Annotated in this window: 14 protein-coding genes; 6 read left to right on the forward strand and 8 right to left on the reverse strand. The window is 57.1% G+C overall.

Annotation, left to right across the window (positions count from 1 at the left end):
• Positions 1-42 precede the first annotated feature (42 nt).
• Both BLW24_RS00985 and BLW24_RS00990 read right to left on the reverse strand, forming a co-directional pair.
• Positions 43-411 carry a hypothetical protein gene (locus tag BLW24_RS00985; protein WP_090375553.1) on the reverse strand — a complete coding sequence of 123 codons (369 nt, stop codon included), beginning with the start codon at positions 409-411 and terminating at the stop codon, positions 43-45.
• A 378-nt stretch (positions 412-789) separates the two neighbouring features.
• Entirely contained in the window at positions 790-1209 is a 420-nt protein-coding gene (locus tag BLW24_RS00990; RefSeq protein ID WP_139272617.1) for a hypothetical protein, read from the reverse strand.
• Positions 1210-2680: 1471 nt separating this feature from the next.
• Between BLW24_RS00990 and BLW24_RS25460 the strand changes: the two genes are divergently transcribed.
• Positions 2681-3061 carry a hypothetical protein gene (locus tag BLW24_RS25460; RefSeq protein ID WP_139272618.1) on the forward strand — a complete coding sequence of 127 codons (381 nt, stop codon included), beginning with the start codon at positions 2681-2683 and terminating at the stop codon, positions 3059-3061.
• Positions 3061-3303, forward strand: a complete 243-nt coding sequence (locus BLW24_RS25465) for a hypothetical protein (RefSeq protein WP_139272619.1) — start codon at positions 3061-3063, stop codon at positions 3301-3303. The genes BLW24_RS25460 and BLW24_RS25465 overlap by 1 nt, the downstream gene beginning before the upstream one ends.
• A gap of 42 nt (positions 3304-3345) precedes the next feature.
• Here the strand turns inward: BLW24_RS25465 and tnpC are convergent, their stop codons facing one another.
• The 3 genes from tnpC to BLW24_RS01010 all read right to left on the reverse strand — a co-directional run bounded on the left by tnpC (position 3346) and on the right by BLW24_RS01010 (position 6469).
• Positions 3346-4902 carry an IS66 family transposase gene (gene tnpC, locus BLW24_RS01000; RefSeq protein WP_090375563.1) on the reverse strand — a complete coding sequence of 519 codons (1557 nt, stop codon included), beginning with the start codon at positions 4900-4902 and terminating at the stop codon, positions 3346-3348.
• An 18-nt stretch (positions 4903-4920) separates the two neighbouring features.
• Positions 4921-5316 carry an IS66 family insertion sequence element accessory protein TnpB gene (gene tnpB, locus BLW24_RS01005; RefSeq protein ID WP_244161055.1) on the reverse strand — a complete coding sequence of 132 codons (396 nt, stop codon included), beginning with the start codon at positions 5314-5316 and terminating at the stop codon, positions 4921-4923.
• Between the two features lie 295 nt (positions 5317-5611).
• Positions 5612-6469, reverse strand: a complete 858-nt coding sequence (locus tag BLW24_RS01010; RefSeq protein ID WP_338062040.1) for an NmrA family NAD(P)-binding protein — start codon at positions 6467-6469, stop codon at positions 5612-5614.
• 104 nt (positions 6470-6573) lie between these two features.
• On the opposite strand from BLW24_RS01010, the gene BLW24_RS01015 reads away from it, so the two are divergent.
• Positions 6574-7494 (forward strand): LysR family transcriptional regulator, encoded by a 921-nt coding sequence (locus BLW24_RS01015; RefSeq protein ID WP_208600122.1) that lies wholly within the window; start codon positions 6574-6576, stop codon positions 7492-7494.
• A 149-nt stretch (positions 7495-7643) separates the two neighbouring features.
• Here BLW24_RS01015 and BLW24_RS01020 read toward each other — a convergent pair whose 3' ends face one another.
• Entirely contained in the window at positions 7644-8531 is an 888-nt protein-coding gene (locus tag BLW24_RS01020; RefSeq protein WP_244161056.1) for a hypothetical protein, read from the reverse strand.
• Between the two features lie 280 nt (positions 8532-8811).
• On the opposite strand from BLW24_RS01020, the gene BLW24_RS01025 reads away from it, so the two are divergent.
• Positions 8812-9399 (forward strand): hypothetical protein, encoded by a 588-nt coding sequence (locus tag BLW24_RS01025; RefSeq protein WP_090375566.1) that lies wholly within the window; start codon positions 8812-8814, stop codon positions 9397-9399.
• Between the two features lie 209 nt (positions 9400-9608).
• Here the strand turns inward: BLW24_RS01025 and BLW24_RS01030 are convergent, their stop codons facing one another.
• Positions 9609-10835 (reverse strand): hypothetical protein, encoded by a 1227-nt coding sequence (locus BLW24_RS01030; RefSeq protein WP_139272620.1) that lies wholly within the window; start codon positions 10833-10835, stop codon positions 9609-9611.
• A gap of 31 nt (positions 10836-10866) precedes the next feature.
• Here BLW24_RS01030 and BLW24_RS01035 point away from each other — a divergent pair, with 31 nt between their 5' ends.
• Together BLW24_RS01035 and BLW24_RS01040 are read left to right on the forward strand one after the other, a co-directional pair.
• Positions 10867-11847, forward strand: a complete 981-nt coding sequence (locus tag BLW24_RS01035; protein WP_090375570.1) for an IS5 family transposase — start codon at positions 10867-10869, stop codon at positions 11845-11847.
• 659 nt (positions 11848-12506) lie between these two features.
• The gene (locus BLW24_RS01040) at positions 12507-12833 is read left to right on the forward strand and encodes a hypothetical protein (RefSeq protein WP_090375572.1); all 327 of its coding nucleotides are present in this window, start codon (positions 12507-12509) and stop codon (positions 12831-12833) included.
• A gap of 94 nt (positions 12834-12927) precedes the next feature.
• Here BLW24_RS01040 and pdxR read toward each other — a convergent pair whose 3' ends face one another.
• The gene (gene pdxR, locus BLW24_RS01045) at positions 12928-14427 is read right to left on the reverse strand and encodes a MocR-like pyridoxine biosynthesis transcription factor PdxR (protein ID WP_090375575.1); all 1500 of its coding nucleotides are present in this window, start codon (positions 14425-14427) and stop codon (positions 12928-12930) included.
• Positions 14428-14483: the final 56 nt, after the last annotated feature.

Genomic DNA, 14483 nt, shown 5'->3' on the forward strand with positions numbered 1-14483 from the left:
TCCCTGGTATCTCAAGTATAAATCAGTACTAGACAAATACCCTCACTCTTCAAGCTTACCCGAAAATACAAAAATCTCAGGAAAGCCTTTACAACTATCGCGAAGACACTCCAACCCCTCCCCATCAGCAGCCCGAACATATACCAAAGTTTTTCCTGACTTCATTCTGAGGGTAAGCTTTCCACCTTCTCGCTCAGAATCCATCACTACTGAATGCGTGACAATTTTTCGACCATCGTTATTATTTATAATCTCTTGGTACTGTGTTGTATCTCCGCCCACCAACAGCATCGCATCACGACTTCCAAACCTATCATGAAGATAGGCACCATCAAAATTCTCACTACATCCGCTCAATGCGACCGCTGTAACAACAAAAACACTATTCACTAAATAATTCATTATCCACATATCCTTTTCCTTATAATGAAACGAGCCTTCCTGATCAGGCAACCTATACCAAATTCAACGCCCAGCAAAAAATCTCTTTCCCATGCACTCCCAATACAGCGCCCGAAAATGCACTAGCGTGAAGACCGACAAGCACTGCTAGTTGGTGACGCCCCTGCCTCTCAAGCCAGCTCATCAGAAACCAAGTTGGGACTAACGCGGTTGTCGACCACCACAAAGCAGGCATTGGTAAACCCAACAGGCCGATAAGAGAAAACAGTGCTACATGGATGCAGGCATAAGCTGCGAAGACAAGTACTAATGGTTGGCGAGAAACGCTATCGGATCGAGTCATGACGAATACCTCCAGGCTTGATTGAGCCTGGAGCATCAATCCACTTAACGCGTGCCAATAGACCCCATCAGCGGGAACCAGAAAAATTGTGGCGCCATCACAGCTACACGCAGAAGTCTCTCGCCGCGACATTGATACCAGCGCAGCGCCGGCAGAAGACTGCCGGCGTCGTCACAACAGATTGGCAACATCTCATCGGTAAGCGAAACAAATTTGACCCATACGGGTTCGGATTGAAGGTCTAGCTCGACCGTTACAGCCCGCCGAGGGAACATCAATGCAGCTCCGCCCAGCCCCCGCACGAGTGTTTCCATGTCAATCAACATGGTCATTCCTGGCCGAACGTTTCCAGCAAGCCGCCGCTCAAATACATTCCCAGGCCAAACCCAAGGGCCAGGTTTCCCTGCTAGGAAATCACCGTTTTGCAGGTAGCGCAGATCAACATCATCCAACTCGTCAATCATCGCTGGAGGCCATCCATCTTCGTTGCGTGAAAGGCACTGCGCTCGATGCATCTAGCGCACCACCAGAGGCTGAACAAGCAAACAGTCGGCGTTCGTTGATCAATCGCGGCAAATTGCTTACTCACAGCAGTGTGTAGCAACACCACACCTGGCATGAGATACAGACCATACTGAGCACTCCGCAACAGCACTTCTGCGCGCCACAGCAAACAACTCCGTACTCTCATTCAGAACACCTCTTGAGGCGATCCAGAATCGCCGTACGTTCTGAGTCAGTAGTTCCTTGTAGAGCGTTTATCCGGGCGGCGAGCAGTTCAGCCTGCAGGTAAGTGTCCAGCGTTGGATGTTTGAGGGGAATCATCTCAACCTGATCCCAGCCAATACCAAATAACGCCGGCCCCGGTACCACATGGACGGCACAACATTGGAGTCGAGCCAACTGGACATCTAGCTTGGCAACCAATTCAGAGGAAACGTAGGGAGGAACGAGGGGGATCATGAGCGAGCCTTCTGATTGCTGAAGGCCGCAGTTTTTATTGAGTCCTCGCGTGCCACCACACCCGCCATGGCATGCATCAAAATAATCAGAGCCGCGCCTGAAACGGCGACACAAATAGAGTTTTGATGCCAACCTCCGCGGTGGCCCGCTATGTCAGGGTGCAGCGCTACGCGCAACCCCTTACATAGCGGGCCTCTTGGCTACACACGTATATTTAACCCGCCACATTGACCTGCCAACGGTGCAAGGTAGGATGAAGTTATCCGCGAGCGCTGCCAAACAGCAGCCTCACCCGATCAACGTTCGCGCTCTCGCGAACGCCAACGGTGGATGGGTAGTGGTGCGTGCACTCATGCTAACTACTCAGTGCTGAAATCCAGACCGAAACTGCGGATCTGAAATTTGGCCAAAGCCTTTCTGGAGTGGCTTTCTGGTAGGCAGTATCACCAAGGCTCGACGTTGCCGGCCGTCGTTAAATCCCCGGCCACACAGATTGCTTGCTCAGCAATTTTGAGGTGTAGAAGCGGCCCTTAACGGTGTTGTTGGTCGATAGCTGATGGCAGAAGCCACCCAGCTTCCAGACACAGCACAGTAAGGTCATGAGCAAAACAGTGGAAGGTGCATCAGCACCCCTGCCTGGCAGGTTCAGGTAGGACAGTCCAGCTGGTCGAATCGGATTCGACAGAATGGGCGAGGCACATTGATCAGTGTGCCGGAACCGACACTAGATTCAGGACAGGTTGAAGCGCAGCACTAAGCAGCAGCTCACCATTCTTGATAACAGGATTGTCGAGTTCATATCTTACAGCTCCCCCAGGAGCGTCAGCACAAGCACGCTGCCGAAAAACGGCGAACGAAACATCATGCATGGTGGGACTGCTGGTACCTGCAGTTCGCAGTAGGACTTTGACCATGTGAATTCGAAAAGCCGTGTTATCAAAGCTCCAGGCCAATTCGACCGGGAGCACAAGCATGAAAAAATCGATACTTGATCCACACACTAATGCCCTGCTACAGCGCGCGCGGATGGGGTATTCGCAACGAATGCTGCAACTCTTTCTACTTAGAGAACGATCAATCAACGTCAGCCAGCCGACGCTTTCACGCTGGTTTGCCAAACACCCTGCAGTAGAGGTGGACTTGCCACCAGATGCAGGGTTCCAACGCTACAGAGAGCATCTAGAACTAGAACAGTCACTGCGTGAACATACCCGACTACTAGCCCGGTGGCGTGGGCATATCGAGCGCAAACGCAGTCAAGGTGAAAGTCTCGGCTCTATACAGAGTGACCTCCTGTCGCGCGGCGTAAAAACGTCAAAGCGCTCCATCCGACGCGAACTGGGAGCGGAATGATGGCAAAGAATAAAACCAAACGAACTTTCGCCACACCCGGCACACAAGCAAAACGCGTCGCCCAGCAGATGTGGAAATCCGGGGAGATCGCAGGGCTGGGAACTTCGCGAACTTATAAGGATGGCCTTAAACAGCTGAGCGAATGGATGAGTAGAAATGGTGGAGGTTCGCTGCAAGAGATCTCAATCAAACGAGCCATTCAATTTCTAAAAGACCGGACAAAATTAGTCGCTCAAAAGTAAGCGCTCCATAGACCCCACCTCCCTCTGGAGAGGTTTTGCGTTTTACAGTGGCGTCGTTGGTTGGCAGTTCCAAGGCAGCAGCGCTTCGTAGGCTTCAACGCTGTTGGCCAGCGGCAGGCGTTCGAGGACATGGCGCAACCAGGCGTAGGGCTCCTGGCCATTGGTCTTGGCGGTTTCCACCAGGCTGTAGAGTTGGGCGCTGGCGGTCGCGCCTTTCGGCGTGTCGCTGAACAGCCAGTTCTTGCGACCTATGACGAAGGGCCGGATCGCGCGCTCGGCAGCGTTGTTATCGATCGGCAGGTGGCCAGCCTCGATGTAGCGTTCGAGTCGGCTCCAGTTGCTCGCCAGGTAGTTCACTGCTTTGCCCAGGGCATTCTGCGCCGTGACCTGCGGCTGGGTTTTCTCCAGCCAGGTCTTGAGCTGATCGAGGAGCGGTAGGCTGTGCTGCTGGCGGCCCCGGTAGCGCTGTTCATCGCTGGCATCCTTAAGTTCGCGCTCGATGCCGTAGAGCTTGTTGATCATCCCCAACGCGATGTCGGCACGCCCGGTTTTGCCCTTCGGTTGCACCTTTTGCGCTTCGACGAACTTGCGCCGCGCATGCGCCCAGCAGGCCAGGCGTTCAACACCTTGTTGTGCGGCCACGGCGTTGTAGCCGGCGTAATCGTCGGTCATCAGGTAGCCGCGATAACCGTCGAGCAGGCGCAGCGGCACCTCCTGCGCGCGGCTGGTTGTGTAGTCGAAGAGGATCACCGGTTTGCCAGGCGGGCCACCGGTCTGCACCCACATCCAGGAGTGGCTGCTCGGATCGCGCCCAGGCTCCTTGAGCACCTGCACGCGGGTTTCATCGCAGTGGATCACCGGACTGTCCAGCAGCCTGTCGCGCATCAGGTTGAGCAACGGTTGTAGCAGTTCGCCGCACTGGATCACCCAGCGCGCCAGGGTCTGCCGGGGGATGTCGATGCCATGGCGACTGAGCATCTTTTCGAAGCGATACAGTGGGATGCCGTCGGCGTATTTGCTGGTCAGCAGCATCGCCAGCACGCTCGGGCTGGCCAGCCTTTTCTCGATCAGTTGGGCCGGTTTGTCAGCGGTGACCGGCGCGCTTTCGCAGGCCTTGCAGGCATAGGTCTTGCGAATGTGGCGGATCACCTGAACCTGCATCGGGATGATTTCCAGCTGCTCGCTGGTTTCTTCGCCGATGGCCTGCTTGCGGCAACCGCATTCGCAGGTCAGTTCGTGTTCGGGCAGTTCGTGGATGACCTCGACACGCGGTAGTTCGGCCGGTAACGGCTTGCGCTTGCCGCGGCGCTTGGTCGGCGCAACGACTTCTTCCTCGACCTCAGCGGCCGGAGCTTCAGCCGCCGCTTCGGCCAGGCTTTCCGCTTCGTTGAACATCTCTAGCTGCGGTGAATCCGGGTCGCTGCTCTGCTCGGATTTACGGCCGAACAGGCGCTGGATCAACAGCGCGTTTTGTTCGCGCAGGCGCTCGATCTGCCCATCCTTGTCCTTGGCCAATTCCTGCGCCGACGACAACACCTCAGCGAGCAATTGCTTGAGCGCGGCGGGGTCATCAGGAAGGGTTTCGGGCACAGAAATCATGCCGTGGATTATACCGGCTCAGGTGACGAACCTAGGGGTCAAAACCTGGTGCGGCCGGTTGCGCCACAGGTCGATACCGTCCAACAACCAGTTCAACTCCTGGGCCGTCAGCACGATCGCATCTTCGCCAGGTTCCGGATGCGACTTGAAGCGTTCAGCCTCCAATCGCTTGAGCCACAGGCAAAAGCCGTTGCGCTCCCAATACAAAATCTTCACCCGGCTGCGCGCGCGGTTGAGGAAGACGAACAGCACCGGGTCGAACACCGCCACCTTGATATCCAGCTCGACCAGGGCGGCCAGGCCATCGATGGATTTTCGGAAATCCAACGGCTTGGGGTATAGATAGACTTTTTCGACTTTGGCGTCGGGGCGCATCATGACGGCTGGCTCCAGAAAGAAATTGGAGCTCAGCATTGGCTGGCCTGCGGATCATTTGTAGATGAGGTTTATGGAGCGCTTACGCCTTCTCGATCTTGCGCTTGGCTTTGTACAAAGGGCTGCGCTTATCGAGCTTCTTGTATGTACTGCGGCGGGCGGCGATCTGCCAGAAGCGGACGGTCAGGCCCGCAGTGTGTCGCGATAGCCGGTCGCAGCGGCCTTGGCACTGGCTTTAGCGGACACCACGACGCACTTGGCTTCATCCGGAAATGCTTGCTAAGCCCATGTCACCGAGTGCGGCGAAGTTTGCGCATATAACGCCAGCTGGCCTTTATTGCTGACGCTGTACCAGTTCGCCGATAACTCGTTCGAGCGGAGTTGTTCCTACCCATTCGACCGCGCGGGGATCGCTCTTGATGTCGATATGCGAGCAATTGAGGCCACGGGTCATTTCGGTGAATCCAGCAAGGGCGGCCTTTGAGAAATGGGCATCCGCCAGCGCTTCTGGCCACTCAGTTTCCGGCAGAACTGCAACGTCGACAGGCTTCTCGAGCGTGGCTGAAACAATGGCAGCGACATCGTTCGGGGCATAGTCTTTGGGCCCCGCGAGAGTGACGGCGCAGGTCCCCGTCCTTTTTTCTTGCAGCAAAGCAGCTGCAGCACTACCGACATCCACAGTCGCCACCATCGGGAGAAGACGCTGCGGTGGTGCCAGAAACGTCGGCAGAGTGCCGCTGCGCATGGCCTGCCCGACCATCGGCATCCAGTTCTCCATGAAATAGGCCGCGCGCAGGAAGACGGTGGACACTCCGGCATCGGTCAAACGCTGCTCGAACATGCGGTTCATCCTGATCCACCCTGTTCCGCTTTCACGGTCGGCACCCACCGAGGAAAGGGCCACAAGTCTGGGCACGTCCGCCGCAATTGCGGCGCGCGCCGTGATCTCGGCAATCAACTCTGCTCTCTCGAACAGGTCTTCACGGCTGTAGTGTTGCGGGCTGACGACATAGGCGCCTTGGACCTGACTGAGTGCCTGGGTCATTGCGGCCAGATCAGTCAGGTCGGCCACGGCAACTTCTGCGCCACGTTCGGCCCAAGTCGCGCACCACGACGCGCACAGGCTGGCCGGAGCGCAAGAGAGCATCAGCGGTTGCGGCGCCGGTACGGCCGGACACGCCGAATACAGCATAAGGAAGGGGGGAATAAGCAGTCATACAACATCTCCTGTTTAGATGAACCAGGATGGTGGATGATTGCGCGACGTACATAAATGATATGGAAGTTATAGCTAACATGCGTCAAGTGGATTTATCTAGGGTCGACCTCAATCTGTTAAAGCTGTTCGAAGCACTCGTTCGGGAGCGAAGTGTTACGCAGGCGGGCCTCCGCCTGGGCTTGAGCCAACCGGCCGCCAGCCGCGCTCTGGGGCGATTGCGCACGATGCTGGGTGATCGCCTGGTGGTTCGCGGCAAGCTCGGGCTGGAACTGACGCCACGCGGCGAAATGCTGGCAGCTCCAGTGGCTAAACTGCTGGACGATGCCAGAGGCATCGTCTCGCCTGCCGTCTTCGACCCTGCCTCTGCAACGGGTCGAATCACGATTGCCGCGCACGACCATCTGAGCCTGACGGTCCTTGCTGGTTTAATCGCCCGTTTCGAGCGCCATGCGCCGGCGCTAAGTCTCCATATCGCGCAACCTGTTGGGGATAACGTGCGGCTTGTCGAACAGGGGGACGTAGATCTAGCACTGGGTATTTTCGAGACACTACCCGGCAGTCTCCATCGACGCCGCCTTTACGCTGATAGCTTGGTGTGCGTAGTGAGGTCCGATCACCCCTATGTAACAGACGGACTCAGCCTGGAGCGTTATGTGACCTTGCGCCACATCACCGTGACCATTTCCGGAGTGGGAGAGAGCGCGGTCGAAGTCGCGCTCTCGACGCTGGGGCTCACTCGCCAAGTCGCGCTGCGAGTTCCCCACTTTCTTGCTGGTGCGATGCTGGTGGCGGACAGCGACATGATTCTCACGTTGCCCAGCCGTTTGGCGCGCCTGCTTGCGAAAAGGCTCCCACTTGCGCTCCTAGATCTGCCGCTAAAGGTTGCGCCCCTGTCACCAGCCATGATCTGGAATGAACGCTTTCACGGCGACCCCGCCCATGTTTGGGTCAGGCAACAGCTTGTCGACGTCGTCGCATCGTTCAATACGGCCGGATAAATGCCGCCGCCCTCGATCTATAAAATGGTGATTCCCCAAATTATTATTAGTCTCGGATCCTTAATATTCTCAGCGGCTGTCTCAGGATGTCCGCTTCTGGCCGGCTCCCGTCCTTTACAGGCATGCATGGCCACTACCTGACTACTTCGTCAATTCTTCCAGCACCCGGCGAAGCGCTCGCAGACGGCATAGCGCTTATCTAAGTCAGCCATGCGTGCTTGGTGGCTACTGAAAGCCTCCTTGAGCACCTCTCGGCTTACGGCGTGATAGTACTGCAGCATCGTATTGTTGCTGGAGAGGGCCAGACTCACATCTGTCGTAGCGCTGTCAGGCAACAGTTTCCTGATCTCTGCGGTGTCGAGTTGGCGCAACTGATGCCGGTATTTATCCTTGTAGAGCTGCAGACTTTTCACCTTGCTATTTGTCAGCTCGTCGGTGAAAACACTCATGTTCTGCCGATACTCGAGCCAGTAGGACTCGGGCAAGACGAATCCCATCTGTTTTTCACGCTTGGCAATGGCCTTATTAAGCACCAATGAACGGGCCACCGGGGTCGCAGACTGAGTCTCTGGCTGCATTTCCTCGATCAGGCTGTCGGCGATGATCTGGTCAATCATGGCCGTCCGCTCTGCCGTGTCAGGCTGCGTTTCAGCGGCTTTTGGAAACAAGGCATTGCTCCCTGCACAAGCTGGTAAGCCCTTATTGATCAGGGGGACCGGCGAGCGCACAACCTTGTTACCAGCCTGATGCAGGCGCATGAGCGAGGATTGGCACTGGTTGCCTTTAAAATCGAACGTCAGTTCGTACTCCGCGCCTCGCTGCAGCGTGACATTCAAAGAGTTGTTGCAGACAACTCCCGTACTCACCATGTTAGCCCGCAGGAACAGGTTGCTTTCTGGCTTGAGCCGGACTTCCAGGTAGGCCTTGTCATCATTCTGGGGAGCAATGGTCATAGCTGCTCGCCGCCGGGTATTGGCCACGAACAGGTTATTAAGCAGCCCCGTGGTGCGCCCCATGCAATGCTCGGCGTCGAACACATCGAGCGTGCACTCTCCAAATCACTGATGAAGCGCAGCTTAGCCGCATCGGGCTCAGTGGCGTCGGGGTAGCTGCCATTGATGCTGCATCCGCTCAGTAAAGCACTGGCAGCGATCGTCGCGCCGAGGATGCGCAATAGGGGAGAATTGAACATGACTGTGGATCTTCCTTGAAGTACGAGTGCGAAAGGCGGCAATGCTAAGTGGATGGTGCTGCTACCGTCCAGCGCACCGCCGGCCCGGCTGCGTAAATTTTCGTTTCGATCAACTGAGGCTTTGAATGTTCAAGACACGCCTGACCTTTGCCATTGCCTTCGTCAGCCTACTGACTGGCTGCTCATCAATGCCCACCGAGATGGCTCTGGGCTCGAAGGTTTACTCTGCACAGAACGCCGGCCTAGTGGTGGGGGCGTTGATCGAGGGAGGTCCTTACGGCACCTGGCTCGAATTCCGCGAGATCAACACGGACAAGAACTATGGCTGGGGCGCCAAGGACTATTACTCTGCCTGGTTGCCTGCTGGCGAGTACGAGGTCCAAGCACTGGGCTCGCGCCGGGGTGTCATGGCCCCCTACTCCAGCCCCCTGCGGTTCAATGTAAAGCAGGGGGAAATCAACTACCTCGGAGAAATGGTCTATGACTGTCAGTCACCCGCCAGGCCGACAGCACTCTACGGCGTCCAGAGTTGCGGATTCCTAGCGATGGGCAAATGCTCAGTGCCGCATCCTACTGCAGGCGTCTGCGTGGTAAATCGGCAAGAACAAACGATCAGAACTTTTCTGAAGAAGCCCCCCGATCATGCCGACATGCCCGTACGTTCATCGGTAATGTCGATGCACGTGGAGCGCCAGGAGGACATCGGGCTTTGATCTCTGAATAGACTCTGCTGCCGTAGGTCGTTACCAGCGAGAAATTACCCGCCTCCGGTTAAGCTCTGCCAGTTGCTACCGGCAGCTTATGGCCGTCTTGAGCCAGTCGCATCAGGCTGGAGTCGGCCAATAGCGAAAGGTTTGGCTTATAAATAAATCCGTCCCCTTTTTTCCTGTCCCCTTTTTTCCAAACAGTTTCCGAGCGTCAGTTATGCAACTAAAGGCGGACGTCGCTTGTCGTGTGCCGCTGCATATCGCAAACGTCGTATTATTGAATAATGGCGCAGCCCTACCAGAGCTTTCAGTGTTCTTTTGATTCCATTTATCCGTCCGACACTTGCACCTAGATGCAGCCCTGCGCCAAATTTTGGTCCATAATAGTCGATCATCAACTTCATTAGCGCGACGGTTTTTTCATTGATTCTGAGGTCTTCCGCAAAAAAATGATCGCTTCCCAGCGCCACGACCGTCAGGCTATTGGGTGCAATTGCGTCGGTAAGCAAAGTGAGGCCATCATTGGGTCCATGCGGGCGAAGCAACGGGTATTTATCGCCGGAGTATTTGCTGAGTTGTCCAGACAACGGAATGCCCAGATAGTTGATCACCAGAATGTCCGGATTTCCGCGCAGCCCCGAGAATCGGGCTCTGCTTTGCTCAGTGCTCATGCTCAAGATCGCAGCCTTGTCCCAGCCCTTGAACCACGTGAACGCATTGAACAGCCATCTCTGAGGTGAGTCCTGGAGATAGTCGATGAGCGGGCTTCCTTGCAGAATGCCCCCCAGATTGAGCCATGCCTTAACTGCGGCTAACTCGGTTTTGTTGAGCCTTTCACTGAGTGTAAGTTGAATTGCAGGTCCGGCGGAGCTGGCACCGGCCAGCAGAATCTTTTTACCCGTGCCCGTGTGGCGCCGAATTTCTGCGGCCAAAAATTCCGCATTCTGCTCAACGGAGCCCGTGGGCGGTAACTCCACCAGCCGATTCTCAAAGCCGAATTGGATGGCTAGTTTGCGAGGCGCCGCAAAGTCGGCACCCGTCAGGTGTCCATTGTCGGCATAGTCCCAGCCGGGCACAAAAAGTACGAGATAGGGCGAAGGGCTGGCATCGACGGTGCTTGAGTTTCTGAGGTACTGGTCGAAGGAATGGTTCAACTTCCGGTTGCACTCATTGCTCAACAAGCGATCCGCGAGGAACAATGCGGCAAAGTCGACGGAGAACTCTTGCGAGATAGCCAATAGCTCGTCTCGGGATGGTATCGATTCCCCATGCAGGGAGTAGAGCGCGGAGATTTTTGCATCGATGGATAGGTTATTGGTCTTGCCTTGCAGGTAGCTCTCAAGGTAGTAGCGGGCTACCTCAGAATCGACCGTGCTTTCTACCTGATTACCGAAGAAGGGCCCCTTAGGGAAACTCTGAAGAAGACTTCCTGATTTTGGCAAAATACCCGGATTCCACCCGTCGAGTTTTCCGATGAAGCAGATGACCTTCGCCGACGCCGAGTACGCAGGCAAGCGCAAGCAGACCCGCAAAGAGTTGTTCCTGATCGAGATGGATCGAGTAGTGCCGTGGGAAGGATTGGTCACCCTGATCGATCCGCACTACCCGAAGGGCGAAGGTGGCAGGCCCGCCTATGCGCTGATGGCGATGCTGCGTGTGCATCTGATGCAAAACTGGTTCGGTTACAGCGATCCGGCGATGGAGGAAACGCTGTACGAGACCACCATCCTGCGCCAGTTCGCCGGCTTAAGCCTGGAGCGCATTCCCGATGAAACCACCATCCTCAACTTCCGTCGCTTGCTGGAGAAACACGAGCTGGCTGCAGGCATCTTGGCCGTGATTAACGGCTACCTGGGCGACCGTGGTCTGTCACTGCGCCAGGGCACCATCGTCGATGCCACGTTGATCAATGCGCCGAGTTCGACCAAGAACAAGGACCGTAAGCGCGATCCGGAAATGCACCAAACAAAGAAGGGCAACCAGTACTACTTCGGCATGAAGGCGCACATCGGCGTGGATGACGAGTCGGGTCTGGTGCACAGCGTAGTAGGCACGGCAGCCAACGTGGCGGATGTCACCCAGGTAGACAAACTGCTGCACGGCGACGAAAACGTGGTGTGTACTGACGCAGGTTACACCGGTGTCGAAAAGCGTCCGGAGCATGAAGGTCGGAAGGTAATCTGGCAGGTGGCGGCACGCCGCAGCACCTACAGGAAGCTCGATAAGCGCAGCGGGTTATACAAAGCCAAGCGCAAGATCGAGAAGGCCAAAGCCCAAGTGCGCGCCAAGGTCGAGCATCCGTTTCGCGTGATCAAGCGCCAGTTCGGTTATGTGAAGACGCGCTTCCGTGGCCTGGCCAAAAACACCGCACAACTGGTAACGCTGTTCGCCCTGTCGAACCTGTGGATGGCCCGTCGACATTTGCTGACGAATGCAGGAGAGGTGCGCCTGTAATGTGGGAAATGACCGCTGCGAGGTGCTCGCGGCGGCCAGAAACACCGAAATGAGCGGATGACTTGATCGTTTTTGATCAGTTTTCCGCTTTCAAAATCAGCGGAGGCTGAAGTTGACCGGAAATACAGGGCTACTTCAGACCATCCTTAGCTGGAATTGACGCCGTTGGGCTACAGGCGACCAGTTGGCTTGACAGGACAGCAAGCAGAATGGCTCTAAACGATACTCTAATCATGCTATCCCTTTCGCCTAGTCGGCCTTGCGGGTTTTTTCTTCCAGTCGATTTTGACACGCTTCAAGTAGAGAGTGACTGCTTTAGCTATGCGTAGTAATCGTGCCGTCCGTCGCTTAGCAAACGCCATCAAGCTACGCCAAGGACCGTTTTAATTCTGTTTACAGGCATTTACCGAGACTGTCTCAAGGTCCGCTCTTGGCCGACTGCGGCCTATCGAGTATTTATCTACCAACCTGTCCAGCAACTGTCACGGCGAAGTGAAATCCAGGATCAGAGCGTTACCACGCGCAACTGCGCAGGCTTGGACATGGCGCCACTATTCGGCCGTCCCCCCACAATATCTGCCGCGACATAGCGATAAGCAGTTGGCGTGCTAAGCGAAGCGTGTAGAATCCCGCGCCCCAAAAATGCAGGAGACAACACGTTGGCTATTCACTACACCGCGTCCGCGGAAGATGTCGCATGTGGACGCACCGGCTCGAACCTGAGCAGCACCCAGGATGTCACTCAGGTTTCATGCAAGCTGTGCCTGCGCAGCGTTGAAAAAGGCACTGCCGAACCTGTCCGTAAAACCCCAAGTCTTGCTGAACTCAGAGCCGCCGCAAAAGCTGCAAAGGCCGCTGCCGCCGCAGCTGAGCTGGAAAAACCAACCACCACGCTGAAACCTCGCGCCGAATGGCAGCAACGCCTTGAGCAACTGCCGGGTAGAAACCGCATCCCGCGTGGGATGGCTCGGCAGGTATTTGTTTAAACACGGCAAACCTCGACCGATCACCATCGGCCGCGCTGCCTCACCAGCAACCTGTAGCGCCCACCTGGTCGGTTAACGTCAGCGTTGCGCGGCCTTATTGCTTCAAGGCCGCAGCAACTGCCTTGGCGGCATCCTCAATAGCGCGCTCATCGTAGGGCGCAAAACCCAGCACCAGCCCCGGTTCTCGGGGCTGCACGCAATAGCGCGCCAGCGGCAGGGTATCGATACCGGCAGCCTGCAGGCGGGCGAACGCAGCCTGTTCGTTGTCCATCTGCAGGTTGCAGGTGATATCCAGCCCAGCGCGGATCTCCGGCACCTCGATCAACCCCTGCCAATGCCGCTGCGCCGACTCTGCGAAAGCCTCGGCGCGTGCGGCGTAGACCTTGCGCATGCGCCGTACATGGCGGTCGAAATGCCCTTCATGGATAAAGTCGGCCAACACCGCTTGCGACAGGCCGTTGGCGTGGCGAGACATCAGCGCGGCGGCGCGGGTGAAACTCTCCAGCAGGTGCGCCGGCAATACCAGATAGGCCAGACGGATGGAGGGAAACAGCAGCTTGCTGAAGGTACCGGCGAGGATCACCGACTGCTCCGCCGCCGGCATCGAGCGCAATGCCGGAATCGGCTTGGCGATAAAGCGGTATTCGCTGTCGTAGTCGTCCTCAAAGATATAGCTGCCGTGCTGCGCCGCCCACTGCAGCAGGGCTAAACGCCGTGCGGGTGACAACTCACTGCCCAGCGGCGCCTGGCGTGACGGCGTGACATAGGCCAGCCGGGCATCGGGAGCCAAACGCACGCCTTCCTCCACCTGCATACCAAAGGCGTCGACCGGCACATCCACGCGCGTCACGCCCGACACATCGATCAGCTGCCGTGCGCCGGGGTAACCGGGGTCTTCCATCCACACCTGGGAATCGCCCGGTGCCAACAGGCGCAGGCACAGGTCGAGCCCCTGCTGCACGCTGTTGAGTACCAGAATGCGTTCGGCGGGCACCTGTACACCACGGGCAATGGCCAGGTAGCCGGCGATGGCTTCACGCAGCGCCGGCAAGCCGCCGGGTTCCGAGTCAAGCAGGATAGACATCCGCGAGGCGCGCAGCTGCTGGATATGCAGCTTGCGCCACAGGTCGACCGGGAACGCCTGAACATCGCCCCGATGCGGGAAGAACGGGCGCAACCCCAACGCCTGCGGACGCCGCGCAAATACTGGCGTAATCGCGTCCAAGCGTTCGACCCACGGCGTGGCCTGCGGCGTGCGCGGTGCCTCTTGCGTCGCCACGACCTTGCGCCGCACATAGCCGGCGTTAAGCGTGGCATCCGGCAGCACCTGGCAAACCCGCGTGCCGCTGCCGCTCTGCGCCTCAACATAGCCCTCGGACAACAGTTGCTGATAAGCCGCCTGGGCCGTGCCCCGCGCCAACTTGTAATGCTCGGCCAGCGCGCGCGTGCTGGGCAGCTTGCTGCCAGCCGGCAGGCGGCCGCCGAGAATGGCGCCGCGCAGCGCCTCATACAACCAACGCTGCAGGCTGACGCCCGGCTCAGGTGTGCCCAATGGCAGGAAGACCACCTGCGGAGGCAATTTTTCAGCGGGCATGGCCGCTCCAAAGTGGATCAATAAGTTCTGGCAAGAATGGCTCAATACCCTGATCC

The organism is Pseudomonas anguilliseptica (assembly GCF_900105355.1).
Classification (GTDB): Bacteria; Pseudomonadota; Gammaproteobacteria; order Pseudomonadales; family Pseudomonadaceae; genus Aquipseudomonas; species Aquipseudomonas anguilliseptica.

Excerpts from the sequence above, each read along its gene's own strand:
- BLW24_RS00985 (WP_090375553.1), bottom strand. The coding sequence starts at position 411 with ATGTGGATAATGAATTATTTAGTGAATAGTGTTTTTGTTGTTACAGCG.
- BLW24_RS00990 (WP_139272617.1), bottom strand. The coding sequence starts at position 1,209 with ATGATTGACGAGTTGGATGATGTTGATCTGCGCTACCTGCAAAACGGT.
- BLW24_RS25460 (WP_139272618.1), top strand. The coding sequence starts at position 2,681 with ATGAAAAAATCGATACTTGATCCACACACTAATGCCCTGCTACAGCGC.
- BLW24_RS25465 (WP_139272619.1), top strand. The coding sequence starts at position 3,061 with ATGGCAAAGAATAAAACCAAACGAACTTTCGCCACACCCGGCACACAA.
- tnpC (WP_090375563.1), bottom strand. The coding sequence starts at position 4,902 with ATGATTTCTGTGCCCGAAACCCTTCCTGATGACCCCGCCGCGCTCAAG.
- tnpB (WP_244161055.1), bottom strand. The coding sequence starts at position 5,316 with ATGCTGAGCTCCAATTTCTTTCTGGAGCCAGCCGTCATGATGCGCCCC.
- BLW24_RS01010 (WP_338062040.1), bottom strand. The coding sequence starts at position 6,469 with ATGCTGTATTCGGCGTGTCCGGCCGTACCGGCGCCGCAACCGCTGATG.
- BLW24_RS01015 (WP_208600122.1), top strand. The coding sequence starts at position 6,574 with ATGCGTCAAGTGGATTTATCTAGGGTCGACCTCAATCTGTTAAAGCTG.
- BLW24_RS01025 (WP_090375566.1), top strand. The coding sequence starts at position 8,812 with ATGTTCAAGACACGCCTGACCTTTGCCATTGCCTTCGTCAGCCTACTG.
- BLW24_RS01035 (WP_090375570.1), top strand. The coding sequence starts at position 10,867 with ATGAAGCAGATGACCTTCGCCGACGCCGAGTACGCAGGCAAGCGCAAG.
- pdxR (WP_090375575.1), bottom strand. The coding sequence starts at position 14,427 with ATGCCCGCTGAAAAATTGCCTCCGCAGGTGGTCTTCCTGCCATTGGGC.